Origin of the sequence: Pseudoalteromonas sp. UCD-33C, from assembly GCF_001306895.1 — a bacterium.
GTDB lineage: Bacteria > Pseudomonadota > Gammaproteobacteria > Enterobacterales > Alteromonadaceae > Pseudoalteromonas.
Window position 1 is genome coordinate 41,045 of the sequence record NZ_LJTB01000012.1, and the last position, 26,169, is coordinate 67,213.

The window sequence follows — 26,169 nt, forward strand, 5'->3', positions numbered from 1 at the left end:
GGTTTTCATGTCCAGCCCTATCTTTGAGCAAATTAGCCAACTTCGTGCCCAGTTAGAAGAGCATAACCATAATTATTATGTGCTGGATGCACCTAGCATTCCTGATGCTGAATATGACCGTTTAATGCGCGAATTAAGCGCCCTTGAGCAAGCTAATCCTGAGTTTCAAAGCCCTGACTCACCAAGCCAGAAAGTCGGTGGCGCCGCACTTGATAAGTTTGAGCAAGTTACTCACCAAGTGCCAATGCTGTCACTTGATAATGCGTTTTCAGAAGAAGAGTTTGCCGCCTTTAACCGCCGTATCAAAGAGCGTCTAATGGACAACAATGAGCTGACTTTTTGTTGTGAGCCAAAGCTTGATGGTTTAGCGGTATCGATTATTTATCGTGATGGTGTTTTAGTTCAAGCAGCCACCCGTGGCGATGGTATGGTGGGTGAAAACATCACTCAAAACGTGAAAACAATTCGTAATGTGCCGCTTAAGTTACGTGGCGATGACTTCCCAGCAGAGCTTGAAGTGCGCGGTGAAGTATTTATGGATAGCGCCGGTTTTGCCAAACTAAACAGTGAAGCCGAAAAACGTGGCGACAAAGTGTTTGTTAACCCACGTAATGCTGCGGCTGGTAGCTTACGTCAGCTTGACTCTAAAGTAACAGCAAAGCGTCCACTGATGTTTTATGCCTACAGCACTGGGCTTGTTGCCGATGGGCAGTTACCAGAAGATCATTACCAACAGCTAGCTAAACTCACCGATTGGGGTTTACCACTTTGCCCAGAAACAAAACTGGTTGAAGGTCAGCAAGCTGCACTTGATTACTACCAAGATATCTTGACGCGTCGAAGTAGCCTTGCCTACGAAATTGACGGTGTGGTTATTAAAGTAAATGACAAAAAACGACAAGAGCGTTTAGGCTTTGTGGCACGAGCACCACGCTGGGCAATTGCTTTTAAATTCCCGGCGCAAGAAGAAATCACCCAATTACTTGATGTTGAGTTTCAGGTAGGGCGCACTGGCGCAATCACCCCTGTAGCACGATTAGAGCCGGTATTTGTAGGTGGCGTAACGGTATCTAATGCAACACTTCACAACGGCGATGAAATTGCCCGTTTAGGCGTTAAAATTGGCGATACCGTGATTATACGTCGTGCGGGTGATGTTATTCCACAAATAACCCAAGTGGTCCTTGAACGTCGCCCTGACGATGCAAAAGACATTGAATTTCCAGCTACTTGCCCAATTTGTGACTCACATGTGGAGCGCATTGAAGGTGAAGCGGTTGCCCGTTGTACGGGTGGCTTAGTGTGCCAAGCGCAGCGTAAGCAAGCAATTAAACATTTTGCGTCACGTAAAGCACTTGATGTTGATGGCTTAGGCGACAAAATTGTTGACCAACTAGTTGACCGTGAACTGATCAAAACGCCTGCTGATTTATTTATCCTTAAACAAGGGCATTTTGAATCACTAGAGCGAATGGGTCCAAAGTCAGCTAAGAACTTAGTTAATGCACTACAAGATGCGAAACAAACAACCTTAGCTAAATTCCTATATTCGTTAGGTATTCGTGAAGTCGGTGAAGCAACCGCGCAAAACTTAGCAAACCATTTTTTAACTCTAGAAAAAATCACTCAAGCAAGCGTTGATGCGTTAACTGAAGTAAGTGACGTAGGTGAGATCGTTGCTAAGCATGTACGTGGCTTCTTTAGCGAAGAGCACAATATGGCAGTTGTAAATGCGTTAGTTGAGCAAGGTATTCACTGGCCAGAATTAACAGCACCGAGCGCCGATGCGCAGCCATTAGCTGGCTTAACTTACGTACTGACCGGCACATTGAGTGAGCTTAATCGTAATGATGCAAAAGCACGTTTACAAGCGTTAGGTGCAAAAGTGTCGGGTAGTGTATCGGCTAAAACAGATGCACTGATTGCGGGTGAAAAAGCAGGCTCAAAATTAACCAAAGCACAAGACTTAGGCATTGATGTGTTAACTGAGGCTGACCTCATTGCACTTTTAAGTGAGCACAATGGATAGTCTATTGCAGGCATTGTCGTCAGTTGCTTTAACAATTGGCAACTGGCTGCAACCACACCTTTACAATATTTCATTATTGCTGGTGGTGTGTTTTATATCCTTGTATGCAAACGATATTATTAAAGTGACCAAGCGCTTTGTCGTGCGTCGTCACTTTATTATTCGCGTGCTTTGCTTTGTGTTGGTTACTGGGTTTGGTATGGGCTTACTTGTGGTGTTTGTAACTCCATTTTTAAGTAAGTTGCTACTGCTACTCGGTGTTAAATGGCTGGCGCTTACACTTACAGCTGCGTTTTTTGTACTTGGCATCATTGCCGATAAGAAGAACCAAATATGAATCGCTACGGTCCAGAATACTGGGATAAACACGGCGCTTATCGAACCCCAGTAGCGTTTCATTTAACTTTGTTAGTGTTGTTACGCAGTTACTTTATATGGATTATGGCGGCGCTGAGTCGGCGCCCTGATTTAGATATCATGTCGCTGTTTTTTAAATCGAAAAGCGATTTCTTTACAGCCATTGCCATTGCGGCAATCGCCTTATTACCGGCGGTGATCTTTTGTTTACGCCGACCTCAAGAAAATGCTGAAAGTGCGAAACGTCTCGCATCTATATGGCGTTTTATGCGCTGGCCATTAATTTTGTGTGCCATCACAGATTTAAGTTGGTTAACCTATCAGGCTGCGCACAGTCACTATCAGTTTTCGTTTTTCTTAGCGTGTCAAATGGTGCTGGTGTTATGGGTACTGTTATATTTATTAAAAAGCAGATATCTGTCGGTCTTTTTTAATGATTGGCCAGATCCAATTGAAAAGAAATAGGGCTGCAATATGTTGGCAATTAATAATCTTTTAGCAAAAATTTCACTCACTATCGCGCTGGTATTAATTGCTTTGTGGGTATTTACGCCACTTTGGCACAGTGCTGCATTTTCGTTGTTTGTGATGTTATGGGGCTTTATTACTTTATCAAGCCTTTATCGGGTAACTCCGTTATTTGTAGCGCGTAATCCCATTACTGATTTACTAAAGCGTGATGTAAATCAGCTAGCGCTGATAAGTCTGGCTGGTTTATTCGATTTTAAACGCAAAGCTGAGTTTGTATTAATTGGCCAAATTAAGCAGATTGAAATCGGCGAAGGGATAATCCATGTAACTGATGTCAATGACCAGTTGATAACAGCCGTATTAAGTGTTAACAGCAGCCAAATAAATAGTCATTTAGCACAGCTACTTTCTGAGCGTGAACGTGCACAAATAGATATCAGGTTACAAACACAGTAATTACTAGACGCACGTTGCTTGCCCTTAGTAGTGCTTGTGATGTACTGTGCAATTGTTGTATTCAACCCTGAGGGAGCATTATGTTAACTTGGCAAGATATTTTAGAGTTTGCCCATAACGGTAACCCAACACCTTCACGTCGAGTCGAAAAATCGCCATCTGAATGGCAAGCTGAGCTCGAACAAGATGCATTCTATGTAACCCGCTTAAAAGGCACCGAACGTCCGCATAGCTCTGATTCATGTACGATATTTGAACCAGGTCAATATGCGTGTGTGTGTTGTGACAACTTACTTTTTGATGGCGATGAAAAGTTCGATAGTGGCACAGGCTGGCCGTCATTTACCCAGCCTAGCAGTGTTGAAAGCATTGCCTATATCGCGGACTCTAGCCATGGTATGCAGCGCATTGAAGCCGTATGTAATGTTTGCGATGCACATTTAGGACATGTATTTCCTGATGGTCCACCGCCAAGTGGCTTACGCTATTGCATGAATGCTATAGCGATGAAAAAACGCGACTAATGCGTGTTTAATCTCTATCTAATCATTACCTAATCTAAGTATTGAGCAATGATAAAAATAAGGTGCTCACGGTGAATTGGCTTACTGATTATGTAGTCTGTCAAAATACTTGATTGCGCCTTATCATCTTTTAATACCGATGCTGTAACCGCAATGATTGGAATATGCTTGAAGCGATCATCACTACGAATTAACTGACTTGCTTCTAATCCGCCCATCACCGGCATTTTTAAATCCATGATGATTAAATCAGGCTGATGCTGCTCAATTTTTTTGAGGGCATCTTCACCATTGATAGCCGTGTCTACGGTAAAGCTCCAGCGCGATAAGAAGGACTCTAAATAGTCACGGTTGTAGGGAATATCATCAACAATCAAAATGCGAGCAGGATTAAAGTGGTAGCTCGAAATAGCGGGGTAGTTACGATGTTTCACTTCATTTTTAGATTCAGCTAATTCAATATTTGGTAACGACACGATAAACTCACTGCCTTTATCTTTATCGCTGATCACCGATAACTCACCACCCATTAGCTTGATAAAACGCAGTGAAATCGCAAGACCTAACCCCGTTCCACCAAACTCAGAACTACGTTGGCCTTGTACTTGTTCAAAATCATTAAAAATAAGATCTTGTTGATCTTTAGGAATACCCTTACCTGTGTCTGTGACATGAATTTTGATATCAATATTGCTGTTGTCATCGTGTGCTTTAAAATCAAAATACACTTTAACACTGCCTTGTGCTGTGAACTTAATAGCATTACTGATTAAGTTGGTTAGTACTTGGCGAACTTTATTGCTATCAAGTAACACTGGAGTTGTTAACTCAGGGTGAGAGGTTATTTGTAAATCGAGATCTTTTTGCGCACTGAGCTGTAAAAACATCATATTAAGCTCATGGCACATTTTAGGGATTTCTACACGCTCAATATCGAGTTGCATTTTACCAGCATCGATTTTTGATAAATCGAGAATGTCATTCAAAACATTAAGCAGTGAATTTCCAGAGATTGATATTGCTTCTAAATAACGACGCTTATTTTTATCTGTTTCGCTATCTTGTAGTAATTGGCTAAAACCTAGCACTGCATTGAGCGGAGTTCTTAACTCATGTGACATATTAGCTAAAAAGCGACTTTTGGCCTGATTTGATTGCTCAGCTTGTTCTTTAGCATCAAGGTACTCTTGAGTGCGCTTTGCAACCGTGTCTTCAAGCAAACTATGTTGTTCATGCATGCTGTTGATCTGCTGTCTAACCGCAGCGCGCATCATTTTAAAGCCACTGGCGAGAGTACCTATTTCATCTTGGCTTTTTATATTAATAGGGCAGTTTAAATCACCCGTGGTCACAGCATGAGAAAACTCTACGAGCTGATCAATGGGCTGTAAAATAATACGGCGAATAATGATATAGGCGATGATAAGTGCGGTTAACAGGTAAATAGCAAACAGCGAAACCGCATTACTAATAATCGATTTAGTCTTTAACGCTAAGTCTTTATCTGAAAAGCTTACGATAACGTAACCGATGTTTTCCCCCTGAAAATTGCTAATTGGCACAGCAACAGCATATTGCTGATCCATGGCTACAATGGCATTTTGCTCAGGGTTGAGCTGTTTTAGCAGCACTTGGTTAGTTTCTAGGGTATCTACTTTACTGTTATCCGGGTGGGCGGCGATAAAGTTATTTTGGTCGATAAAGTAAATCGTCTTTAAATCATCAAAGGTATTATTTTTTAAAATGTTCTTTAATGTAATACCCTGAATTTTAAGCACCCAACTTCCCACGGTATTGTCTTGTGTGAGGCTGTTTATTTCTGACAACATGGGCGAGACAATCGCATCGGCTTTTTCACTCATGTTCAAAAGTGTTTGCTCTTTAAGCTCCATTACATGCAACGACGTACTTGCCCCTAAAATAAGGGTAATGGTAAAGCCAATGATCATTAAAATTTTGTGGGCAATACTAATTCTCATTGCTCAATATTACTCCGTACTTTTAATGCTTGCATATTAGCGTTGATTTTTGCGTCTGTGCTTTTGATTGATTGTTTTATATCTGCACCATAGAAAATTTGGCTAAAGGTTTGCGAAATAATTTCGCCAATAACCGGAAACTCGACCATGCCAGCCTGAAGGCGATCAGGCGTTGCATGCTCAAACACCCATAACATGGCTTTATTAAAGCCAGGTTTGTTTACTAGAGTAAACAGCTTCTCGTGCCACACTTTTTGTCTAGGCGGTGAGCCACCTGTACTAAGTAGTGCGGCGGTCTGCTCACTGGTTGCCCATTGAATAAATAACCATGCAGCATCTTTGTTAGTTGATTTGCTATTAATTGCAAATGCCCATGCCCAAGGAGATGTTTCTCTGGCGATTGGACCAGCAGGCAAGGGGGCTGCTTCCCATTTATTCCAAATATCTGACTCTTCGGCGGTATCTATTTCATTATAAAAATGAGAAGCCAAAAAGGCCGAGGCAAGGCGGCCTTCTTTAAACAGGCGACGAATTTCATAAAAATGCAGTAAGCGGCTGTTATCTGGATTGCCGAACCCTGTTACTAGGTCGCGATACACTTGTAGGCTTTGTGCCGTTTCAGGGCTATTAAAAACTGACTGGCCCTGCGCGTCGATAACTTCAGCGCCATAAGCACGCATAACAGGTAATACAGTCCAAGTGTTTAATCCTGCACCGGGCAATGTCCGTGAGGCAAATGCATGCATACCATTTAAAGAAGGGGTGCGGTCGATTTCCCGTTGTAACTTAACCTTGGTTGCTTGTAGTTGCTCGTAGGTATCTGGAACTGCTAAGTTAAAACGTTCGAAAAGATCTTTGCGATAAAAATAAATCGGCGCAGAAAAATCAAATGGTAACGAATATAGCGTGTTATCAATTTTACAAAGCGCTAGGCTACGCTCACTAATGTCTTCTAACTGATACCAAGTTTTGTCTGTCAGTTTTGGGTTATCAATGTAAGGCTGCAAGGGCTCAATCCAGCCTTGGCTTTGCGCTTCACCTAAAAAGGTAATCCCCATCGGCAGTACATCATAAAGCCCTGAAGCCTCGCTTAAATCTTGATGGCGACGAACACGCATTTGTGATTGTTCTAAAGCATGAAAGCCAACAGAAATCCCTGTTAGCTGCTCAAATAAAGGAATGTAGGGTTTTAACGCCATAAATGCAGGCTGCTCATCAGCCAAAATATTGATATGGCTACCTGCTTTACTTTGCCAATTGATACTGGCTTGTTGCCAATGTTGTAATGTTGCTGAGGCAAAGCTGTATTGGCAAAAGATTAAAAGCGCAACGCTTAGGAGGGGCTTTTTAAATTTAAACAAAGAAAATGCCATACTCGATTACTCAGCAAGCTTAATTTTTAACTTTGCAGCCAAGGCTTTAATTTTTTCAAAGCGGATTGCTTGTTCATCTTCTAATGTTTGCGCATCTAGCAAGGCAAAACATTTTTTCGCGAGCGCTAAATTAAATGATTGGCCTTGGTTATTTGTATCGAATAAACATTGCAGTAGGTTTAAAGCGATGCTGGCATTTTTAGGCATGATCCTAAATGCTTGGGTGAAGGCTTCAAGTGCCGTATTGAGCTGACCTTTATTAAATTGTGTTACAGCGTGATTATTGAGCTCTTTCGGACCGAGCTTGATATCTCGTCGTTCAGTTTGTTGTTGTTGAATATAACGTAAATACACCGGATCGCTAACTGATGGGTGGCGTTCACAGTGAGTGATAATTTGGTTAAATAGCATCTGTGCTTTGTGGTGAAAACCAAGCTCATGAAACGCTTTCGCTTTATCGAGCGCACCATCTACTGAACGAATTTGAGTGTCACTTTCATCAAGCTGATTGATAAGTGCTTTAGCCTTTTGATGTTCATCCTTTAAATAATGCAAACGCGCATTGAGAACATCAATTTGTGTTTGATTATTACTATTCGGAAACTGCTTTTTTAAATCACTTAAGTACTGGTTTGTCTGTCTCGAAATGCGATTAACTTGATCGGTTTGATCCGTCGTTAAAGCAAAATCAATCCCTGCGCGCGCCGCATTTAAATATATATCAGGGTTATCGTGAATTGAGTGCTTTGCGTAACTGGCAATATCTTTTTGAGTTAAATAGTTTTTTTCATAATCATGATTAAGCAATGATACATGACTCAGGGCTTTTTGGCGGTCAATGTTACGTGGGGCAATCTCAACAGCTTTACTAAAAAAGTCCTGAGCCTCATCAAACTTATTGAGTTTAATTTCTAATCGACCTAGTAAATCAAGCGCAACTAGTCTCGTTTCACTGCGCTGCAACATCGTCTTAAGCATGCGGTGTGCTAGGGTATGTTCATTATTAGCAATAAGCGCTTCGACTAAACCAACTTTTGCCCAAGTAAATTTTTGAATATCGAGCACTGATTTAAAAAATGTTTTGGCCTCTTCAAAGCGCTTAAGGCGAAGAAGGGCGTCGCCTTTTAATCTCAACAGAATGGCACTGTAACTATTACCTTTGTTTTGCAGCAAGGCATCAATTTGTTTAATTGCTTTGGAGTCATTCCCATCATCAATAAGTTGATAAATTTGATGTAGGTTACTTTTGCGCAATAACACTTTTTCAATACGATTTTTTAATTCGTTAATTGTAAAGGGTTTAACTAAGAAATCATCTGGTTGTAGCTCGAGTACACTGTGAACTAACGAGCCGCTTGTTTCAGCTGAAATAAAAATAAAGCCGGTAGAGTTTTTTATAAGACGCTTCATTTTCAGCTCTTCATAAAGCTGATAACCATCTTGATGTTTACTAAGGTTAAATGAACAAACGATGAGATCAAATTGCTCAATTTGACATTGTTCTTTTGCTGCAATTGCATGCTCAGCAAAACGCAACTGACGAAACCCCAATCCCTCTAAGGACTGTTTCATATAGCTTTGAGCAAGTGGCTGCTCTTCAACTATTAAAATTTTGGCTTTCGAAAAAATCTTTGCAGGCATTGGACTTGCGACTAAGTGACATTAACGATGACTATAATAAACAGTCTAGCTGCTGACAAGGCAAATTACAGCTTTTGCAATGATTTAAAGTTTAGCTTTGGGTTATATCAATAAATGGAGTAGTGAGTGATAGATATTAGAAGTCAGATATTAGAAGTGATTGTTATATGTGGTGGGTCGTACTGGACTTGAACCATCGAGCCTGTGTTTTGTAAAGGGTGGCGATGCTTTTGAAAACTAGAGATAAAATAAGGAGGTTTTATATGTGGTGGGTCGTACTGGACTTGAATCATCGAGCCTGTGTTTTGTAAAGGGTGGCGATGCTTTTGAAAACTAGAGATAAAATAAGGAGGTTTTATATGTGGTGGGTCGTACTGGACTTGAACCATCGAGCCTGTGTTTTGTAAAGAGTGGCGATGCTTTTGAAAACTAGAGATAAAATAAGGAGGTTTTATATGTGGTGGGTCGTACTGGACTTGAATCATCGAGCCTGTGTTTTGTAAAGAGTGGCGATGCTTTTGAAAACTAGAAATAAAATAAGGAGGTTTTATATGTGGTGGGTCGTACTGGACTTGAACCAGTGACCCTCGCCTTGTAAGGGCGATGCTCTCCCAACTGAGCTAACGACCCACATATAAATTTGTTTTAGATTAAATGGTTGGTCTTACTGAACTTAACCACCGAGCCTTTTCGTTGTAAAGAGTTGCGATGCTCTTTGCTTCAAAAAGTAATGGTGGGTCGTACTGGACTTGAACCAGTGACCCTCGCCTTGTAAGGGCGATGCTCTCCCAACTGAGCTAACGACCCATATAATCTTTTTCTTCGCTACCATTTTAATTAAATGGTGGGTCGTACTGGACTTGAACCAGTGACCCTCGCCTTGTAAGGGCGATGCTCTCCCAACTGAGCTAACGACCCGCGAAGAATCATCTAAATGAAAACACCATCAAAGTTTGTTTAATGGTGGGTCGTACTGGACTTGAACCAGTGACCCTCGCCTTGTAAGGGCGATGCTCTCCCAACTGAGCTAACGACCCATTTAGATTTTTGTAATATGAAACACCATTTTAAAATGGTGGGTCGTACTGGACTTGAACCAGTGACCCTCGCCTTGTAAGGGCGATGCTCTCCCAACTGAGCTAACGACCCATATTACATACAGCATATTTTCTTAATGGAAGGACCACCGAAACTTTCTTTATAAAGAGAAAGTAAATGGTGGGTCGTACTGGACTTGAACCAGTGACCCTCGCCTTGTAAGGGCGATGCTCTCCCAACTGAGCTAACGACCCATTAAGAATTTAGATATGAACACCATTAGGGAATAATGGTGGGTCGTACTGGACTTGAACCAGTGACCCTCGCCTTGTAAGGGCGATGCTCTCCCAACTGAGCTAACGACCCATATCTAAAACAACTCATTGCTGCGTTGTTGTGGGGCGCTATTATAGATAGAGTTGTAAATGTGTCAACACTTGAATGAGTAAAAATGTGTTAGATGCAGCTTTTATAAACAATGACATGGCATTTAAGCATTTTTTGGCGAACAAATATGCAATTTATATTCATAAGCTTATATTTAGACTTGGATCTATAGCTTTATGACCTAGGTAAATCATTCCAAATGATATGAATACAGTAAATTTTTAAAACAGTTTTTTCATATCGATAAATTTGCATTAGTTAATTGCACTCTAGTTAGCACTATTAAAAACAAAGCAGGGGAGGGGAAAGTCGTTTTATTTAAAGCTTTAAATAACGAACTTTATTTTGCATATAAATGTATACCCTTTTTTTAGAGAGTAAACTCAAAAGCAGAGAGTCTTTGATAACAAATCAACAATGCAATTAGCCCAAAATAGCTAATTTGATAGCGCTTTGTATAAAATACCTCCGCAACGGATTGATATTTAGTCAGCTTGTTGAAATTTAAATCATTTAAATAAACTTAGATAAAAAACTGTTGACTTTATTTGGGGGGCTGCATAGAATGCGCCCCGCACTCAGCGATACACAACCAACATTAATTGGCGGTGTGTATGCAAGTCGGGGCTATAGCTCAGCTGGGAGAGCGCTTCGCTGGCAGCGAAGAGGTCTGCGGTTCGATCCCGCATAGCTCCACCAGATTTGCATAGTGTTTGTCCTAGGGTTGCAGTTTTCTGCGTCCCCATCGTCTAGAGGCCTAGGACACCGCCCTTTCACGGCGGTAACAGGGGTTCGAATCCCCTTGGGGACGCCACTTACTCTTAGTAAGTGAGCAATTGCCAAGAGAATAAATATGTTGGTCTCGAGTACTTACATGTTATTTTAGTAACCTTAACTCCGATATGAGTCAAACTATCATTTAATGTCCTAGTGACACATTATGTGTCCCCATCGTCTAGAGGCCTAGGACACCGCCCTTTCACGGCGGTAACAGGGGTTCGAATCCCCTTGGGGACGCCACTTAGTAAAAGTGTTGTGTTATTAAAAGCTCGTCTGAATCGAGTCTAACTATTCAGTTGTCCTAGTGACACATTATGTGTCCCCATCGTCTAGAGGCCTAGGACACCGCCCTTTCACGGCGGTAACAGGGGTTCGAATCCCCTTGGGGACGCCACTTASTWWAAGTGTTGTGTTATTAARARCTCGTCTGAATCGAGTCTAACTATTCAGTTGTCCTAGTGACACATTATGTGTCCCCATCGTCTAGAGGCCTAGGACACCGCCCTTTCACGGCGGTAACAGGGGTTCGAATCCCCTTGGGGACGCCACTTACTTTAAGTAAGTAATGTGTTGGAAAGACTATCTTTTAAATATCATTTCGAATATAACTAAGATTTTTCAACTTAAGATTCCTTATTCTCCATATATCTTTACGATATAGACTCCATATATTTCTAAAACTTTAATTCCTATAGATCACTTTTACAGATCATTTTAATACTTTATAGTATCTAGCAACTCATCAGCTAACCATAAGGAAATTAAAATGTTAGCTAAACGTGTTGTACTCATTCTAATTTCTTTAGTCATTACTGCTTGCTCAGACTCAAATGAGGGAGTAGCGCTAGGAACGCTTGAGCGTGAGCGTGTGATCCATCCTGCAACAACTAACGAAATACTGATCGATTTACCCGTTTCAGCAGGCCAGTTGGTCGAAAAAGGGCAGGTGATTGCAAGGTTCGATGCCGAACTACAACAAGCGATTGTTGCTAAAGCACAAGCTCAACTAGCTCAAGCCACTGCATTTCTTGAAAAAACCTTGAATGGTGCTCGCCCCGAAGAAGTTGCTGGTGCATCAGCCAAAGTAGCAGCAGCTAATGCTGCATATACGCAAAGCGAAGCTAATTTTCGCCGTGCAAAAACCTTAGTTAAAGATAAACTCGCAAGCCAAGAAACCTTAGACAGTGCAACCGCTGCACGCGATGAGACTTTCGCTAATTTAGAATCAGCAAAGCAGAACTTAAATGAATTAACAAATGGTTCTCGCGTTGAAGATATTAATAGTGCGAAAGCGCAAGTTCAGGCGGCAGAAGCAGAACTAAAAGTACAGCAAAAATACCTCTCAGATCTGACAATTAAAGCGATGCGTGCTGGCAGGGTCGATAACTTACCTTGGCACGTAGGTGAGCGAGTTACTAAAGGCAGCCCAGTCGTTATTATTCAAGCAAACAGCGCACCTTATGCGCGCGTATATATCCCTGAACCATATCGTGCCAAGCTCAATCAGGGCATGACACTTAAAGTTCGTGTCGATGGCATAGATAAAGATATTCAGGGTGAACTGACCTGGATTGCCTCAGAGCCTGCGTTCACGCCTTTTTATGCCCTTAATCAGGAAGAGCGTGCGAGATTAATGTACCTTGCTGAGGTAACACTACCGGTAAGTGAAAATAATTTACCGACAGGCGTACCTGCTCAAGTGATTATGCCATGACTGAATCGGTGATCCATGCCAAAGGTTTGGTAAAACAATTTGGCGATTTAAAAGCGATTGATAACCTTGATCTAGACGTTGAGCAAGGGCAAATTTATGGCTTTTTGGGCCCTAACGGCTGTGGTAAAACGACTGCAATCCGTATGCTTACGGGTTTATTGAAGCCAACCTCTGGTGATATCAATGTGCTTGGCTTGAGTCTGCCAAAAGATGCTGAAAAGCTCAGAACGCAACTTGGTTATATGACACAAAAGTTTTCACTTTATAGTGACCTGACCGTGCTTGAAAACCTAAAGTTCATGGCGGCGCTTTACCCGTTTAAAAAGCAACAAAAACAACAAAGAATTGACGAATTGCTCCATACCTATGGTCTTGATCAAAGAGTAGATCAAATGGCCGGAAGTATGAGTGGGGGCCAACGGCAGCGCTTAGCATTGGCTGCTGCAGTGATTAATAAACCGAAAATTTTATTTCTTGATGAACCAACATCGGCAGTCGATCCACAAAATCGCCGTGATTTTTGGGAAACACTGTTTGATTTAAGTAATGCCGGTACCACGATATTAGTCACCACCCATTACATGGATGAAGCTGAGCGTTGTCATCGTTTAGCCATTTTAGAATCTGGTATTAAACGCGCGGATGGCTCTCCAAAGCAATTAATGACAGACATGCACGCTCATGTTGTAGAAATCGCAGGGGCGCAAACCAGAGAATTAAAAAAACAGCTCGCAAAAATCGACCATGTTATCTCAGCCACTCAATTAGGTACACAGCTGCGAGTATTAGTAAAAAAAGGTGTTCAAGACCCCGTTGAGTTCATAAAACAGCAATCATTTTGTCAGGATACGTGGCAAGTAAATAGTGTGCGCCCAAGCCTTGAAGACGTGTTTGTCACCTGCACAGGGCAGGGCAGACAATGAGTATTATGACTTCATTAAGCCGGATAAAAGCAATTGTAAACAAAGAATTATTACAATTACGCCGCGATAGAATGACCTTTGCGATGGTGGTGATGATCCCCCTTATCCAACTGATTCTATTTGGTTACGCTATTAACACCAACGTTAAAGATATCCCTGTTGCAGTGGTCGATCATAGTCAAACTGCGCTCAGTCGCATTTTAGTACAAACAGTATCGGCGACAAATGTGGTTAAAGTGACGGATTATTACGACAGTATTGAACAGGCACAAACAGCAATCGCGAGCGCGAAAGTGCGGGCTGTGCTGTTTATACCCCACGATGTGGCAAACCGACTTGCCCAGCACCCAACAGTGGGTTTTGGTTTGCCTGATGGCAGTAATGAGTCGTTAGTCAGGCCAATTGCGCATTGGTTAGTTGATGGCTCCGATACAATGGTCGCTTCGAGCATAAAATCGCTGCGTAATATGCCGCTTGCAGAGCTTCTCGATAAACCTGCGAATCGAACTTACCCTACCTTTGAGACGACCTTATTTTATAACCCAGAGCAACGCTCTGCAGTGAATATTGTGCCAGGTTTAGCTGCTGTTATTTTAACTATGACGATGATTATGTTTACCTCTGCAGCCATTGTTAAAGAGCAAGAGCGAGGTAATATGGAGCTCTTAATCACCTTACCGTTAAGCTCACTTGAATTAATGATTGGTAAAGTGGTGCCTTATATCTTCATTGGTTTTATTCAGTTATTTATTATACTAGGTATGGGTAAGCTCTTGTTTCATATTCCTTTTGGAGGTGGTTTAGTCGCATTGGTTGTCGCAACCTTTGCGTTTATATGTGCCAGTTTAGTGCTTGGCTTAGTGCTTTCAACCATCGCTAAAAATCAGCTTCAAGCAATGCAAATGACAATTTTCATTCTGTTACCCTCGATATTATTATCAGGTTTTGTATTTCCTTATGAAGGCATGCCAAAGGCAGCGCAATGGCTTGCTGAGTGCTTACCCGCAACGCATTACCTAAGGTTAATACGTGGAATCGTGCTAAAAGATGTCAATCTAATAAGCATGAGCAGTGATTTACTTTGGCTGTTAGCCTTTACAATTTTGGGCTTGGCTGTGGCTGCATTTAGGTTTAAGAAAACCCTTGATTAGGCTGGGCAATTTAGGGCATATGTGCTTAACTAAAAAGTAATTTTAATTCATTTTGAGTAGACATTAGCGTGTGGCGAGTATTTTGGCTGGCGGTGCTATTAGTTACGTTTGATGGCTATGCAGCAACGATAAACCTAGCCCATACCATGAAGCATGAACATTTTAACCAATTGCTTAGTGAGTTTGCAGAGCAAAGCGGTTTGACGGTTAACTCTGTATTGGTTGACCAAAAGGCGCTAAAGGTAAGGTTGGTACAAAATACTAGTACCAGCACCTCAACAGACGTTGTTATTGTACCCGCTGATCACTTAGGCCTTGATAAATATGCCAACTACAGCGTTATTCCACACTCACTCATAGCTGACACCACAGACAAGCGAACCTTAGAAACTGCAAAGCTCAACAATAAGCTCTTAGGTATACCCATCATTCAAGGCAATCACTTGTTACTTTTTTATAATAAGCAGTTTGTTAAACAACCAATAGAAAATTGGCAGGATATATACCAAATTCAACCAACACTGCCTGAAAAAGTGAAACTCGTTACATGGAGTTTTATGGAGATGTATTGGTTTATCCCGTTCTTATCGGCTTTTAATGGCGACCTAATTGTAGATAACCATGTTCAGCTTAATACACCGGCAATGCAATTGGCTCTCAAATTTGTTTGGGATTTAAATAAACAAAACCTGGTTGATAGGCAGTGCGATTACACTTGCTCAAATAATGCATTTAAAGCGCAGCAAGCCGCTTTCACCATTGATGGTGCATGGGCATTAAAAACGTATGAAGAGGCATTGGGTAATAATTTAGGAATACAACAATTACCGAAACTCAATGGTGAGTATATGCAGCCTTACTACTCAACCTTTGTGCTGGCATTTCCAAACCATGCTTTAAATGGTGCAAATAAAGAGAGCTTGATCAAATTTGCTAAATTGGTTCAAGCGGAAAAATTCCAAACACTGGTTTGGCAAAAACTTCAAGATATCCCAGTTAACACTGAGGTTTTAAATAACCTAAAAGCACAACAAGGCACTGAGTTATCAACCTTAATTGATGCTATACAATTCACAAAACCTATGCCCTCTACCGCATCTATGATCATCGTATGGGAAGTATTAAATAAAGGATTTATTCGCTATGGCAGTGGTGCCTTAACTGCTGAGCAAGCGGGGCTTTTTATGCAAGGGTTGGCAGAGCGTTCGATTGCCAATGAAGGGGATGAATGAGTAGTCCACGCTTTAGCCGCGCCTTATTTATCAGTGTATTACTACTGGTCATTATTCCCCTACTGATCCTTGCAGGTTTGATGATTGGGCGTTTCTATTTAAGCTCAATTGACCAAGCAAATACGAGTTTGCAATGGCAAGCTAGAAATAATGCAGCCAGTCTTGAACAACTCTTATTTAAGCTTGAGAAAAATAGCCAATTACTTAGTAGCACTAAGGCGATAACTGAGCTGCCAAATAAAGTGGTGTACTCACAGTTCGCGCTTGTGCAGCTACAAGAGTTTGTTGCCCAAAATCCACAGATAAAAGCATCGATAGTAATTGATAATCAAGGGTTTATAGTTGAAGGGTATCCCATCACTTCTTTAAATTTGAATTTTAAACTCACTAAAAGCATTCTCGACAGCGCTCAAACATCAACAGAGCAAAACACAATTCAAATTATTGATAATCCACAAGTTACTGAGCTACTAGCACCTTTACAGGCAAAACAAAATGCTTTACTGGCAATTACATCTACATTGCTACATGAGCAAGATTCTCTCAGTGAGCCAATAATTAAAACGGGCGTGTTAGTGTCTTTTGTGCCTTTATCAGAGGCGTTAAAGTGGCTTGCAATACACAATGAGCAACCGGTATATCAAGCGGGTAAGCAGGTACAAATTACAGCACAAGATAACATTCTATATAGCGTGGGCGATGCTGGCGATAACGGCAAATTAATGGGGCAGGCCTCAATCAGTAATGTTTTTTTTGCAGGTAAGCCAACCAGTTTACAATTCCAAATTAATGAAGCAAAAACCACCTACACCAGCGCTGTAAAGCAAACGGCTATATTGGCAGGGTTGTTAATTGTAGGACTCTCTATTATTTCATTTATCTCAGTGCGTTGGTTGACGGCCCGTCTTCATAACCCACTAAATCGTATTACTGCTCTTAGCCGAGAATATGCATTAGGTAATTACAAACAAGATACCGACGATTTTCATTATCAAGAGTTTAAAGATATTGCAGATTCCCTTAGCAGCATGGCTGATACCATTGATATACAAATTACTTCATTGCAATTAGAAAAACTTCGCGCTGAGCGCTCTGAGCAAGTTAAGAGCCAATTCTTAGCCAATATGAGCCATGAAATACGCACTCCAATGAATGGTATTGTGGGCTTTTTGCAGCTACTCAATAAAAGCACGCTAACACAAGAGCAAGCAGAGTTTGTAAGGCAAATTAATAACTGTAGTGATGTGTTATTAACCGTGATTAACGATATTCTCGACTTTTCAAAAATAGAGGCCAATAAAATAGAGCTCGAGTCGCGACAATGTGATTTAGTCGCGCTTTGCCATGACCTAATCTTACTATTTAAACCGAGTTGTGATGCTAAAGGGGTTGGCTGCCGGCTTGAGGTCTCCTCATTACAATCGCTGAATGTAGAATGTGATGAAATACGTGTTAAACAAGTGCTGATTAACTTGCTCTCTAACGCCGTTAAGTTTACCAATCAAGGAGAGATCATTCTTTCGCTTACTCTGCAAAGCCGAGATGAACACCAGACAGCCGTCGTGTTATCGGTAAAAGATACAGGCATAGGTATCGCTGAAGATAAAATAACGGCCCTGTTTAATCCCTTTGTTCAAGCGCAAAGTAGCACCACTCGTGAATATGGAGGGACCGGTCTTGGGCTTGCCATCAGTAAGGGGATGATTGATTTGATGGGAGGCACTATTGCTATCGACAGTGAGTTTGGAAAAGGTACCGAGTTTACCATTAATGTTAATTTTAAATCACTAAACCCACAGGACGCTAGCGCAAAAGTACACCAATCAGATGAAGACACTCAGTTCGATTTTAAAGCCGTCGATAAGCCAATATTAATTGCCGAAGATAACCCGATTAACCAAATTGTAATCACAAAGTATTTAACTCAATTAGGTCTAAATTATGAACTGGCAGAAAATGGACAAATTGCCTGTGAGAAAACCCTAACACAAGATTACGCACTGATTTTAATGGATATTCAAATGCCAGTGATGGATGGATTGACTGCCAGTGAAAACTTACTTGCAAGGCCAGATTTTGATACGCCGATTATTGCGGTTAGTGCTAATGCTATGAAAGACGACATCGAAACAAGCGCAAAAATTGGTATCAGTGACCATATTGCAAAGCCAATTAATTTTTCTGAACTTGAAAAAGCACTCGCAAAGTGGCTATCTCAGCAATCGCTGAAATAGCCAGTATAAATCAAAAAGTGTTGTTATCTTTTTTCTGAATTAACTCAATCGCATAACCATCTGGGTCTTTAACAAATGCTATTTCAGTTGTGCCGCCTTTTACAGGACCCGGCTCACGACTCACATTACCGCCAGCAGCTTTAATGTCTTCGCAGGCTTTATAAATATCATCAAACTCGATAGCAATATGACCGTATGCATTACCCAAATCATAGCTGTCAGTATCCCAGTTATAAGTAAGCTCAAGCACGGTCGAATCTTTTTCGTCACCATAACCGACAAAAGCAAGGGTGTAGCGGTACTCTTCGTTGTCTGCACGGCGCAGCTCTTTCATACCTAATACCTGCGTATAAAATTCAATTGATTTATCTAAATCAGCAACGCGAAGCATTGTGTGTAATAAGCGCATTTAAGCATCCTCTTTTTTGTCTTTAAATTCGCACAATTCTAATAGCGCAGAAAGGCTGCGCATTAAAATTATTAAACATGGATTATAAGTTATTTCGATTACTTGCACAGCAAGATTGAGATAAAGCGTAAAGACTATGCTGTTAAATTAATAATTAAGCTTATGATTTGGAGATATAATCAGGACCTTGCTATTTTGCAATAGGATAGAGTACTACAACACCTTTGTCGCAGACAGTTGAAATTACACCTTCTTACTGTAAAGGTAATAGGTGAATAACATAAAACTTGAAAAATAGGCTGACAAAGCATTCAAGACATAAATAGCAACGCTCTATTATCAAGCCCGATAGAGCTAAGCCTCCGAGGGAGAATAAAACATGGCGTATGTTGCCAATTTCAAAACTGTAGTCATCTCTACATTGTTTGCGTTTTGTACAAACGCAGTTAATGCAGATGAAGTCTCAAATTCAAACAACAGTAAGAAGCCGATACCCGAAGCCACTAAATTTGTGACCCAGCATAAAGGTACTTTTAATGACAAAAGGATGAAATACAAAGCTGTAGCCGGTGAAACCTATTTATTAAACAAAAACGAAGAGCCAACTGCTGCTATTTTTTCGTTTGATTACATAGCTGCAAGCGATAACAAAAACAGACCAGTCACATTTATCTGGAATGGTGGCCCAGGCTCATCATCTAATTGGTTACATATGGGCGCCTATGGTCCTAAACGAGTTGTTGTACCAAGCGATGCTGCACATCCAGGAATGGCTCCTTACGAATTAAAAGATGCGCCTGAGACGATACTTGATGTAACTGATATGGTGTTTGTGGACCCTGTTGGTACAGGTTACTCGCGTGCCTTAGGCAACACTGACAGCAAAGCCTTTTGGGGCTTAAATCAAGATGCAGCCTCTATCGCTGATTTTATTGCCCAGTGGCTAACAAAAGAAAATCGCTGGAATGCACCAGTATTTTTATTGGGAGAGAGCTATGGGACAACTCGAGCAGCAGCGGTTTCTAAAGTACTGATGGATAAACACCTGATTAATGTAAATGGCATTATTTTTGTGTCACAAGCTTTAGACTATCAAGGTTCAAGCCCTTATGTTGATGACAACATTATTTCTTATATCACTTACATACCCACACTTGCTGCAACCGCTTGGTATCATAAAAAAGTAGATACATCTGGAGATTTTGAAGCATTTATAGATGCAAGCCGACAATTTGCAGTTGATGAATTACTACCAGCCTTATTTAAGGGTAATGCGCTTAGTAAAGCTGACAGAAAGCGAATTGTTGACGGCCTTCACCGTTATACAGGGCTAAGCAAACAATATATTGAGCAGGTTGATTTACGTATTAATGCCTTTAGATTCGCTAAAGAGTTATTACGTGATGAGGGTGTCGCAGTAGGCTTTCTTGATGGACGTTATAAGCTTGATGAACGAGACGATTTAACAGCAGCTCCTAAGCAAGATGCGTCAAAAGTGATAGGGCCAGCATATAAAGCGGCACTGATGAAATACATGCGCACAGATTTAAACGTACAGTGGAAAAGAAAATACTTAAACCCTGGCGATCCTGAGTTATCAGATAACTGGCGTTGGCGTACTGCTCCTGATGGACAAGGCTGGGAGCCAAGATACGTTAATACAGCGCCAGATTTATCTTATGTGCTTCGCAGCAATCCGCAAATGAAAGTGATGGTCGCCTCTGGTTATTACGATATTGTCACGCCATTTTTTGACGCTGAATACACCTTGAATAGACACGGTATATACGCTGATAAAATTGATTATCACTATTATCACGGCGGTCACATGATGTATGTCCACGAACCAGCAAGAGTGGCACTGTTAAGAGATACGCGAGAATTTATTAAAAAGCAGGTGGGCCAAAACCAGCGATAATGGCTAGGAACATTGTGCCAAACCTAGTGTTTGGCACAATAAGCAAAATGAACTTACTGAGGTGATAGAAAAAGGTGAGCAACTTCACCTTAAAATTGTTAGCTTTAGAATAGACTTTAACTACTCAGTCTTTTCCTTAAACTCACACAAATCTTCGATAATACAACTGCCGCATTTAGGTTTACGAGCAGTACACACATAGCGGCCATGCAGGATTAACCAGTGGTGAACATCGACTTTAAATTCTTTAGGTACAACTTTCTCGAGCTTTTCTTCCACTTTGACTACATCTTTACCCATAGCAAACTTAGTGCGGTTAGATACGCGGAAAATATGCGTGTCTACGGCAATTGTTGGCCAGCCAAAGGCACAGTTTAAAACTACATTCGCAGTCTTTCTGCCAACCCCCGGTAATGCTTCGAGCGCTTCACGATTCTCTGGTACTTCTGAGTTATGTTTATTGACCAGAATCTCACACATTTTATAGACATTATTGGCTTTAGAATTAAACAAACCAATGGTCTTGATGTAATCGCGAAGGCCTTCAAGGCCTAAATCAAGAATCGCTTGAGGCGTGTTAGCAACAGGGAATAGCTTACGGGTGGCTTTATTAACACCGACATCTGTTGCTTGTGCTGATAAGGTAACCGCAACTAATAATTCAAACGGGCTTGAGTATTCAAGCTCTGTTTCTGGGTGCGGGTTTTGCTCACGTAAACGAGATAAGATCTCATAGCGCTTTTCTTTATTCATGGTGGCGTAAAGCACGCAGTGACGGTGCGTGCTCTCCTTTAAGTTAAACTTGTCACTCGGGCTCTAGGGCCTTTTTCTGCTTCTGGAGTAACAACTTGCTTAGATTTTATTTGTGTATCAATGACATTTTTTGCAGCAATCAATAAACCAAGCCCTAAAAAGGCACCCGGTGGTAAAATTGCCAATAAAAATTGGTTATCAAAACTAAATACTTCAATTCGAAGTGCAGCAGCCCATGGGCCTAATAATAAATCGGCGCCATCAAATAGCGTACCTTGACCAATAAGCTCTCGCATTGCCCCTAGCACCACTAAAACTAACATAAAGCCAAGTCCCATCATCAGGCCGTCAAAGGCTGAAAGTGGCACGGTATTTTTAGATGCGAATGCTTCTGCGCGACCGATAATGGCACAGTTGGTAACAATCAGTGGAATAAAAATCCCCAGTGATTGATAAAGCCCAAATGTATAGGCATTCATCATTAGCTGCACGATGGTTACAAAGCCTGCGATGATCATCACAAAAACAGGAATACGAATATCTTTAGGTACCCAGTTACGCACAATCGATACGGTGACGTTAGAACCAACCAGAACCAATAAAGTTGCTAAACCTAGGCCTAATGCATTGGTAATCGTAGAGGTAACGGCAAGTAGCGGGCACAAGCCTAATAACTGCACAAGGGCAGGGTTATTGGCCCACATGCCATCTTTAAATAAAGTTTTAACTTGGCTCATTACTTGGCTCCTTGACAGATGTTTGGCGCAGCAAACAAGTTATCAAATTCAGCTTGGGCAAACAGCACAGCTTGTTTTACTGAGCCGACAACGGCACGCGGTGTAATGGTTGCGCCAGTAAACTGATCAAATTGGCCACCATCTTTTTTAACAGCCCAGCGGCTATCATCTTCACCCAGTACATTTTGGCCTTTGAAAAGGGTGATCCAGTCTGATTTTTTGACCTCAACTTTATCGCCAAGGCCCGGTGTTTCTTCGTGCTTAGTGACACGAACACCCGCTATTTCACCATTGGCAAAAACCGCAGTTAATAAGTTGATATCGCCACTATAACCACTTGGTGTTACATGGCGCATCACTAAAGCGTAAGGCTTATTGTCTTTGTAAGCACGATAAATAACTTGCTCTGGGCGTGGACCTAAGCGCTCATCGGTGATCACGACACAATCTTTGTATAGTTGATTGTCATAATGATGGGCATCAAGTACTTGTTGAAGTTGCTCTGCAAGTTGTTGCTTTTCTTGCTCTTCAATACGCTCAGCAGTCAGGCTATGAGTCAGGGCCACAGTGCCTGTGGTAATGAGCGCAAATGCTGTAAGAATAGCGCCGTTTTTAGTCATTGAGGAAAGGATCATTATTTCACCCCATGGCCGTAAGTACGTGGTTTCGTGTAGTAATCAATTAAAGGTACCGCCATATTTAACAGCAATACACTAAATGCCACAGCATCAGGATAACCACCGAAAGTACGAATTAAGTAAACAAGTAGACCAATTAACGCACCGTAAATTAAACGGCCTCTATTCGTTGTTGATGCAGAAACTGGATCGGTAGCAATAAAGAATGCCCCTAACATGGTTGCACCACTGAATAAATGAAATACCACGCCTGGCTCTGTGCCAGGAGCTGCAATATAACCAATACCACTGCACACGGCCAATGAGGCTAAAAAGCTAACAGGGATATGCCAATTAATGATTTTAGCTTTTAATAAATAAAGCCCCCCGATTAAAAAGCCGAGGTTAACCCAGCCCCAACCAAGGCCAAACCAGTCATTAAAAAGAGGCGTACTCATGCTCTCAGCCACCGTTAGGTGATGGGCGACATCTGTTTTAACGGTATCAAGCGGCGTTGCCATGGTTGTGCCATCAATCGCTACACGTAATTGATCAACACTAAAACCAGCGCTGGTAAAGCCATTGAAAATAACAGACAGTTGCTGTGAGAAGCTTATCGGAGATGCAAGTAAATCACTAACAGGTAACCAGCTTGTCATTTGCACCGGAAACGATACAAGTAGTAATACATAAGCTGCCATAGCAGGGTTAAATAAATTAAAGCCAAGGCCGCCATAAAGCTGCTTTACAATAACAATTGCAAACATACAGCCAATTACGATAATCCACCAAGGCGCTAAAGGGGGAATACTCAACGCCAGTAATACGCCTGTTAACCACGCACTACCATCACTGAGTGTTGGCCAAACTTTGCGTTTACGAAGCATCAATACAGCGGCTTCACAGGCGCTAACTGTAATTAGCGCGAGAACAAGCTGAATTAAAACAGCGCTACCAAAAAAGAAAACTTGCGCGATTAAGCCTGGAATACACGCAGCAATCACTGTCATCATTAATCGGCTTAATGATTTATGGCTATGATTATGCGGCGAACTCGCCATGGTTAGTTTCATGACTTATCGTTTCCTTCTTGTTGTAACTTTTTCGCTTTAGCTCTTGCAATGGCACGAGCGACCGCTGCTTTTTTCTTATCTTCGCTAGACTCAGGTTCATCAACCTGCGGTTTTGAATCATCCGTATCGCCTGAATCATCAAGTTGTTCTGATGATTCGTCACTCTGCGCTTGCTCTTTAGCTGCTTTTTTGGCTTTAGCACGGGCGATAGCAGCTGCAACAGCAGCTTTTTTGTCATCWACTGGYGCGCTATCTTCTTCAGCTTCAGTTTGATTCTCAGCAGCTTGTGCTGCTTTTTTCGCTTTAGCACGGGCGATAGCAGCGGCAACAGCAGCTTTTTTGTCATCAACAGGCGCGCTATCTTCTTCAGCTTCAGTTTGATTCTCAGCAGCTTGCGCTGCTTTTTTCGCTTTAGCACGAGCGATTGCAGCAGCAACAGCAGCTTTTTTGTCATCTACTGGTGCGCTATCTTCTTCAGCTTCAGTTTGATTYTCAGCAGCTTGYGCTGCTTTTTTCGCTTTAGCRCGRGCGATAGCAGCTGCAACAGCAGCTTTTTTGTCATCTTTTGGCGCAGCGTCAGTTTCAGCAGAAGCGTTTTCTTCTGTAGCTTGTGCGGCTTTTTTCGCTTTAGCGCGGGCAATAGCGGCAGCAACAGCAGACTTTTTATCGTCTTTATCGACGCCTTCTTCACCTTGCTCTAGTGCTTTTTGCTCTTTGTATTTACGTGCTTGTTCTTTACGCGCTGCACGCTCTTTAGCTACTTCAGAGTTATCAGGCTCAAGCTCAGCACCTTGCTTTTTCGCTTTCGCACGGGCAATAGCTGCAGCGACAGCTGACTTACTGTCTTTATCATCAGATTTAGATTTAACACGCGCGAGTGCATCGGCCACTTTTTGTTTTTCGCCATCTGACTTAGCAGCCGGCTTACGTTTATGGCGGTTTTGACGCTCTTCTTGTTCGCGCTCTAAGCGCTCTTTACGTGCTTCAAAACGCTCTTTTGCTCGCTCTGCTTTGATTTGCTCTGCTTGCTGCTCTTTGATTTCAGCTTTAGCAACACGATAGTACTGCACCAAGGGGATTTCGCTTGGGCAAACATAAGCACAGGCGCCACATTCAATACAATCGAATAAATTGTGCTCGTTGAGTTTGTCGTATTCTTTAGACTTAGCAAACCATTGTAATTGCTGAGGTAACAATGAAGCAGGGCAGGCATCAGCACAGGCACTACAACGAATACAGGCTTTTTCATCACCCGGCTCAGCAAGCTCTTGGTGATCTGGCGCTAAAATACAGTTCGTCGTTTTAACCACACCAATACGCACGGTTGGTAAGGTAAAGCCCATCATTGGACCGCCCATAACCACTCGTTGCTGTGGAACCGGAGAAAAGCCTTGGCAGTCTAATAAATGTTTAATTTCAGTGCCTAGTAAAGCCCACACATTACCTTGTTTATGAATGGTGTTACCGGTTACCGTTACTACACGCTCTATAAGAGGTTTACCTTCATGTACGGCTTGATTTACCGCAAACAAAGTACCGACATTTTGCACCAACATACCAATATCGGCAGGAATACTGCCACTAGGGACTTCTTTGCCCGTTAGCAATTTAATTAGCTGTTTTTCACCGCCAGAAGGGTAAACCGTTGGTACTGTTTGCACTATGATGCTGTCGTTATGTTGTGCTGCGAGTTTCATGGCAGCAATGGCATCAGGTTTATTATCTTCAATACCAATAATTGTCAGCTGTGGACTTAATAGCTGCTGCATTAATTCAATACCGGCAATTATACCATCGGCATGTTCGCGCATTAGCATGTCATCAGCAGTGATATAAGGCTCACACTCAACAGCATTAACAATTAAAAACTCAATGGCTTTACGGGTATCTGCTTTTACATAAGTTGGGAAGCCAGCACCGCCCATACCTGCAATACCACTTTGATGAATAATATCGACAAGCTCATCATGGGAAAGTGCTTTAGCATCAGGCACAGGGTTAAGCTCGCACCAGTTATCTTCACCATCAGGTTCAATAATTACGCTAAGCTCAGGCAGTGCTGAAGGATGAGCAGAAGGCATTGGGCAAATATCGCTGATCAACCCTGATGTTGGCGCGTGCACAGGCACTGACCAATTGCCGCTTGGCTTAGTTAATGCTTGACCTTTTAGAACCTGCTGGCCTTTTTCAACAATAAGTTTGCCGTTAGCACCAATATGTTGCTTTAGTGATACAACGAGCTTGTCTGGTAGTGGCAGTCTTGCAATGGCTTGTGTTGTTGATTGCAGCTTTTGACCTGGTGGGTGAACGCCTCCAGGTATAGACCACACTTTGCCTTGTTTAATTTGATCTATTAACTTTTCCATCTGTGCT

Annotated in this window: 19 protein-coding genes, 12 tRNA genes and 2 pseudogenes; 16 read left to right on the forward strand and 17 right to left on the reverse strand. The window is 41.8% G+C overall.

Annotation, left to right across the window (positions count from 1 at the left end; translation table 11 throughout):
* The first annotated feature begins 7 nt into the window (after positions 1 to 7).
* From ligA to AOG26_RS17160, 4 genes are read left to right on the forward strand one after another with little or no spacing between them, the layout of a single operon-like run.
* Positions 8 to 2,029 (forward strand): NAD-dependent DNA ligase LigA, encoded by a 2,022-nt coding sequence (gene ligA, locus AOG26_RS17145; protein ID WP_054563627.1) that lies wholly within the window; start codon positions 8 to 10, stop codon positions 2,027 to 2,029.
* Positions 2,022 to 2,366: a DUF3392 family protein gene (locus AOG26_RS17150; RefSeq protein WP_054563628.1), complete on the forward strand. Its 345-nt coding sequence runs from the start codon at positions 2,022 to 2,024 to the stop codon at positions 2,364 to 2,366. The genes ligA and AOG26_RS17150 overlap by 8 nt, the downstream gene beginning before the upstream one ends.
* Positions 2,363 to 2,851, forward strand: coding sequence for a DUF2919 domain-containing protein (locus tag AOG26_RS17155; RefSeq protein WP_054553711.1), 489 nt, complete (start codon positions 2,363 to 2,365; stop codon positions 2,849 to 2,851). The genes AOG26_RS17150 and AOG26_RS17155 overlap by 4 nt, the downstream gene beginning before the upstream one ends.
* 9 nt (positions 2,852 to 2,860) lie before the next feature.
* Positions 2,861 to 3,313, forward strand: coding sequence for a hypothetical protein (locus AOG26_RS17160; protein ID WP_054563629.1), 453 nt, complete (start codon positions 2,861 to 2,863; stop codon positions 3,311 to 3,313).
* 61 nt (positions 3,314 to 3,374) lie between these two features.
* Here the strand turns inward: AOG26_RS17160 and AOG26_RS21110 are convergent.
* A pseudogene (locus tag AOG26_RS21110) lies at positions 3,375 to 3,455 on the reverse strand (hypothetical protein); the annotation flags it as partial.
* Positions 3,456 to 3,474: 19 nt separating this feature from the next.
* On the opposite strand from AOG26_RS21110, the pseudogene msrB reads away from it, so the two are divergent.
* Positions 3,475 to 3,837 (forward strand): annotated as a pseudogene (msrB, locus tag AOG26_RS17165) (peptide-methionine (R)-S-oxide reductase MsrB); the annotation flags it as partial.
* A 29-nt stretch (positions 3,838 to 3,866) separates the two neighbouring features.
* On the opposite strand, the gene AOG26_RS17170 reads toward msrB, so the two are convergent.
* The 10 genes from AOG26_RS17170 to AOG26_RS17215 form a co-directional block, all read right to left on the reverse strand.
* Positions 3,867 to 5,816 (reverse strand): ATP-binding protein, encoded by a 1,950-nt coding sequence (locus AOG26_RS17170; RefSeq protein ID WP_054563631.1) that lies wholly within the window; start codon positions 5,814 to 5,816, stop codon positions 3,867 to 3,869.
* Positions 5,813 to 7,189 carry an extracellular solute-binding protein gene (locus AOG26_RS17175; RefSeq protein ID WP_054563632.1) on the reverse strand — a complete coding sequence of 459 codons (1,377 nt, stop codon included), beginning with the start codon at positions 7,187 to 7,189 and terminating at the stop codon, positions 5,813 to 5,815. The genes AOG26_RS17170 and AOG26_RS17175 overlap by 4 nt, the downstream gene beginning before the upstream one ends.
* A 6-nt stretch (positions 7,190 to 7,195) precedes the next feature.
* Positions 7,196 to 8,830 (reverse strand): response regulator, encoded by a 1,635-nt coding sequence (locus AOG26_RS17180; protein ID WP_054563633.1) that lies wholly within the window; start codon positions 8,828 to 8,830, stop codon positions 7,196 to 7,198.
* A 554-nt stretch (positions 8,831 to 9,384) separates the two neighbouring features.
* Positions 9,385 to 9,460: transfer RNA gene (locus AOG26_RS17185), tRNA-Val, on the reverse strand.
* A 101-nt stretch (positions 9,461 to 9,561) separates the two neighbouring features.
* Positions 9,562 to 9,637: transfer RNA gene (locus AOG26_RS17190), tRNA-Val, on the reverse strand.
* Positions 9,638 to 9,672: 35 nt separating this feature from the next.
* A tRNA-Val gene (locus AOG26_RS17195) sits at positions 9,673 to 9,748 on the reverse strand.
* 43 nt (positions 9,749 to 9,791) lie between these two features.
* Positions 9,792 to 9,867, reverse strand: a tRNA-Val gene (locus AOG26_RS17200).
* Between the two features lie 36 nt (positions 9,868 to 9,903).
* Positions 9,904 to 9,979: transfer RNA gene (locus AOG26_RS17205), tRNA-Val, on the reverse strand.
* Positions 9,980 to 10,046: 67 nt separating this feature from the next.
* Positions 10,047 to 10,122 (reverse strand) — tRNA-Val (locus AOG26_RS17210).
* Positions 10,123 to 10,158: 36 nt separating this feature from the next.
* A tRNA-Val gene (locus AOG26_RS17215) sits at positions 10,159 to 10,234 on the reverse strand.
* Between the two features lie 644 nt (positions 10,235 to 10,878).
* Between AOG26_RS17215 and AOG26_RS17220 the strand changes: the two genes are divergently transcribed.
* The 10 genes from AOG26_RS17220 to AOG26_RS17265 all read left to right on the forward strand — a co-directional run bounded on the left by AOG26_RS17220 (position 10,879) and on the right by AOG26_RS17265 (position 18,289).
* Positions 10,879 to 10,954, forward strand: a tRNA-Ala gene (locus AOG26_RS17220).
* Positions 10,955 to 10,993: 39 nt separating this feature from the next.
* A tRNA-Glu gene (locus AOG26_RS17225) sits at positions 10,994 to 11,069 on the forward strand.
* A gap of 130 nt (positions 11,070 to 11,199) precedes the next feature.
* Positions 11,200 to 11,275: transfer RNA gene (locus tag AOG26_RS17230), tRNA-Glu, on the forward strand.
* A gap of 78 nt (positions 11,276 to 11,353) precedes the next feature.
* Positions 11,354 to 11,429, forward strand: a tRNA-Glu gene (locus tag AOG26_RS17235).
* A gap of 78 nt (positions 11,430 to 11,507) precedes the next feature.
* A tRNA-Glu gene (locus AOG26_RS17240) sits at positions 11,508 to 11,583 on the forward strand.
* A 218-nt stretch (positions 11,584 to 11,801) separates the two neighbouring features.
* Positions 11,802 to 12,749 (forward strand): HlyD family secretion protein, encoded by a 948-nt coding sequence (locus AOG26_RS17245; RefSeq protein WP_054563634.1) that lies wholly within the window; start codon positions 11,802 to 11,804, stop codon positions 12,747 to 12,749.
* Positions 12,746 to 13,672 (forward strand): ABC transporter ATP-binding protein, encoded by a 927-nt coding sequence (locus AOG26_RS17250; RefSeq protein WP_054563635.1) that lies wholly within the window; start codon positions 12,746 to 12,748, stop codon positions 13,670 to 13,672. Before AOG26_RS17245 ends, AOG26_RS17250 begins: the two co-directional genes overlap by 4 nt.
* A gap of 5 nt (positions 13,673 to 13,677) precedes the next feature.
* A complete protein-coding gene (locus AOG26_RS17255) occupies positions 13,678 to 14,823 on the forward strand; it encodes an ABC transporter permease (RefSeq protein ID WP_054563664.1) in 1,146 nt (381 codons plus the stop codon).
* Between the two features lie 68 nt (positions 14,824 to 14,891).
* Positions 14,892 to 16,055, forward strand: coding sequence for a sugar ABC transporter substrate-binding protein (locus tag AOG26_RS17260; RefSeq protein ID WP_054563636.1), 1,164 nt, complete (start codon positions 14,892 to 14,894; stop codon positions 16,053 to 16,055).
* Complete coding sequence (locus AOG26_RS17265; RefSeq protein ID WP_054563637.1) at positions 16,052 to 18,289, forward strand: ATP-binding protein; 2,238 nt, start codon at positions 16,052 to 16,054, stop codon at positions 18,287 to 18,289. The genes AOG26_RS17260 and AOG26_RS17265 overlap by 4 nt, the downstream gene beginning before the upstream one ends.
* A 10-nt stretch (positions 18,290 to 18,299) precedes the next feature.
* Here AOG26_RS17265 and gloA read toward each other — a convergent pair whose 3' ends face one another.
* A complete protein-coding gene (gene gloA / locus AOG26_RS17270; protein WP_054553771.1) occupies positions 18,300 to 18,698 on the reverse strand; it encodes a lactoylglutathione lyase in 399 nt (132 codons plus the stop codon).
* A gap of 379 nt (positions 18,699 to 19,077) precedes the next feature.
* Here gloA and AOG26_RS17275 point away from each other — a divergent pair, with 379 nt between their 5' ends.
* Complete coding sequence (locus AOG26_RS17275) at positions 19,078 to 20,616, forward strand: S10 family peptidase (RefSeq protein ID WP_054563638.1); 1,539 nt, start codon at positions 19,078 to 19,080, stop codon at positions 20,614 to 20,616.
* Between the two features lie 120 nt (positions 20,617 to 20,736).
* On the opposite strand, the gene nth is transcribed toward AOG26_RS17275, so the two are convergent.
* The 5 genes from nth to rsxC are packed head-to-tail and all read right to left on the reverse strand — an operon-like array spanning position 20,737 to position 26,162.
* Positions 20,737 to 21,369, reverse strand: a complete 633-nt coding sequence (nth, locus tag AOG26_RS17280; RefSeq protein ID WP_054563639.1) for an endonuclease III — start codon at positions 21,367 to 21,369, stop codon at positions 20,737 to 20,739.
* Between the two features lie 38 nt (positions 21,370 to 21,407).
* Positions 21,408 to 22,106 carry an electron transport complex subunit E gene (locus tag AOG26_RS17285; protein ID WP_054553694.1) on the reverse strand — a complete coding sequence of 233 codons (699 nt, stop codon included), beginning with the start codon at positions 22,104 to 22,106 and terminating at the stop codon, positions 21,408 to 21,410.
* Positions 22,106 to 22,741, reverse strand: a complete 636-nt coding sequence (rsxG, locus tag AOG26_RS17290) for an electron transport complex subunit RsxG (RefSeq protein ID WP_054563640.1) — start codon at positions 22,739 to 22,741, stop codon at positions 22,106 to 22,108. Before rsxG ends, AOG26_RS17285 begins: the two co-directional genes overlap by 1 nt.
* Positions 22,741 to 23,796: an electron transport complex subunit RsxD gene (rsxD, locus tag AOG26_RS17295; RefSeq protein WP_054563641.1), complete on the reverse strand. Its 1,056-nt coding sequence runs from the start codon at positions 23,794 to 23,796 to the stop codon at positions 22,741 to 22,743. Before rsxD ends, rsxG begins: the two co-directional genes overlap by 1 nt.
* Positions 23,793 to 26,162: an electron transport complex subunit RsxC gene (gene rsxC / locus AOG26_RS17300; RefSeq protein WP_054563642.1), complete on the reverse strand. Its 2,370-nt coding sequence runs from the start codon at positions 26,160 to 26,162 to the stop codon at positions 23,793 to 23,795. The genes rsxD and rsxC overlap by 4 nt, the downstream gene beginning before the upstream one ends.
* Positions 26,163 to 26,169 lie beyond the last annotated feature (7 nt).

Bases quoted from the DNA above. Each gene is read 5' to 3' on its own strand.
- AOG26_RS17245 (WP_054563634.1), top strand. From the start codon at position 11,802: ATGTTAGCTAAACGTGTTGTACTCATTCTAATTTCTTTAGTCATTACT.
- nth (WP_054563639.1), bottom strand. From the start codon at position 21,369: ATGAATAAAGAAAAGCGCTATGAGATCTTATCTCGTTTACGTGAGCAA.
- AOG26_RS17250 (WP_054563635.1), top strand. From the start codon at position 12,746: ATGACTGAATCGGTGATCCATGCCAAAGGTTTGGTAAAACAATTTGGC.
- AOG26_RS17150 (WP_054563628.1), top strand. From the start codon at position 2,022: ATGGATAGTCTATTGCAGGCATTGTCGTCAGTTGCTTTAACAATTGGC.
- AOG26_RS17180 (WP_054563633.1), bottom strand. From the start codon at position 8,830: ATGCCTGCAAAGATTTTTTCGAAAGCCAAAATTTTAATAGTTGAAGAG.
- ligA (WP_054563627.1), top strand. From the start codon at position 8: ATGTCCAGCCCTATCTTTGAGCAAATTAGCCAACTTCGTGCCCAGTTA.
- AOG26_RS17255 (WP_054563664.1), top strand. From the start codon at position 13,678: ATGACTTCATTAAGCCGGATAAAAGCAATTGTAAACAAAGAATTATTA.
- AOG26_RS17155 (WP_054553711.1), top strand. From the start codon at position 2,363: ATGAATCGCTACGGTCCAGAATACTGGGATAAACACGGCGCTTATCGA.
- AOG26_RS17285 (WP_054553694.1), bottom strand. From the start codon at position 22,106: ATGAGCCAAGTTAAAACTTTATTTAAAGATGGCATGTGGGCCAATAAC.
- AOG26_RS17160 (WP_054563629.1), top strand. From the start codon at position 2,861: ATGTTGGCAATTAATAATCTTTTAGCAAAAATTTCACTCACTATCGCG.
- AOG26_RS17170 (WP_054563631.1), bottom strand. From the start codon at position 5,816: ATGAGAATTAGTATTGCCCACAAAATTTTAATGATCATTGGCTTTACC.
- gloA (WP_054553771.1), bottom strand. From the start codon at position 18,698: ATGCGCTTATTACACACAATGCTTCGCGTTGCTGATTTAGATAAATCA.
- AOG26_RS17265 (WP_054563637.1), top strand. From the start codon at position 16,052: ATGAGTAGTCCACGCTTTAGCCGCGCCTTATTTATCAGTGTATTACTA.
- rsxD (WP_054563641.1), bottom strand. From the start codon at position 23,796: ATGAAACTAACCATGGCGAGTTCGCCGCATAATCATAGCCATAAATCA.
- AOG26_RS17175 (WP_054563632.1), bottom strand. From the start codon at position 7,189: ATGGCATTTTCTTTGTTTAAATTTAAAAAGCCCCTCCTAAGCGTTGCG.
- rsxG (WP_054563640.1), bottom strand. From the start codon at position 22,741: ATGATCCTTTCCTCAATGACTAAAAACGGCGCTATTCTTACAGCATTT.
- AOG26_RS17275 (WP_054563638.1), top strand. From the start codon at position 19,078: ATGGCGTATGTTGCCAATTTCAAAACTGTAGTCATCTCTACATTGTTT.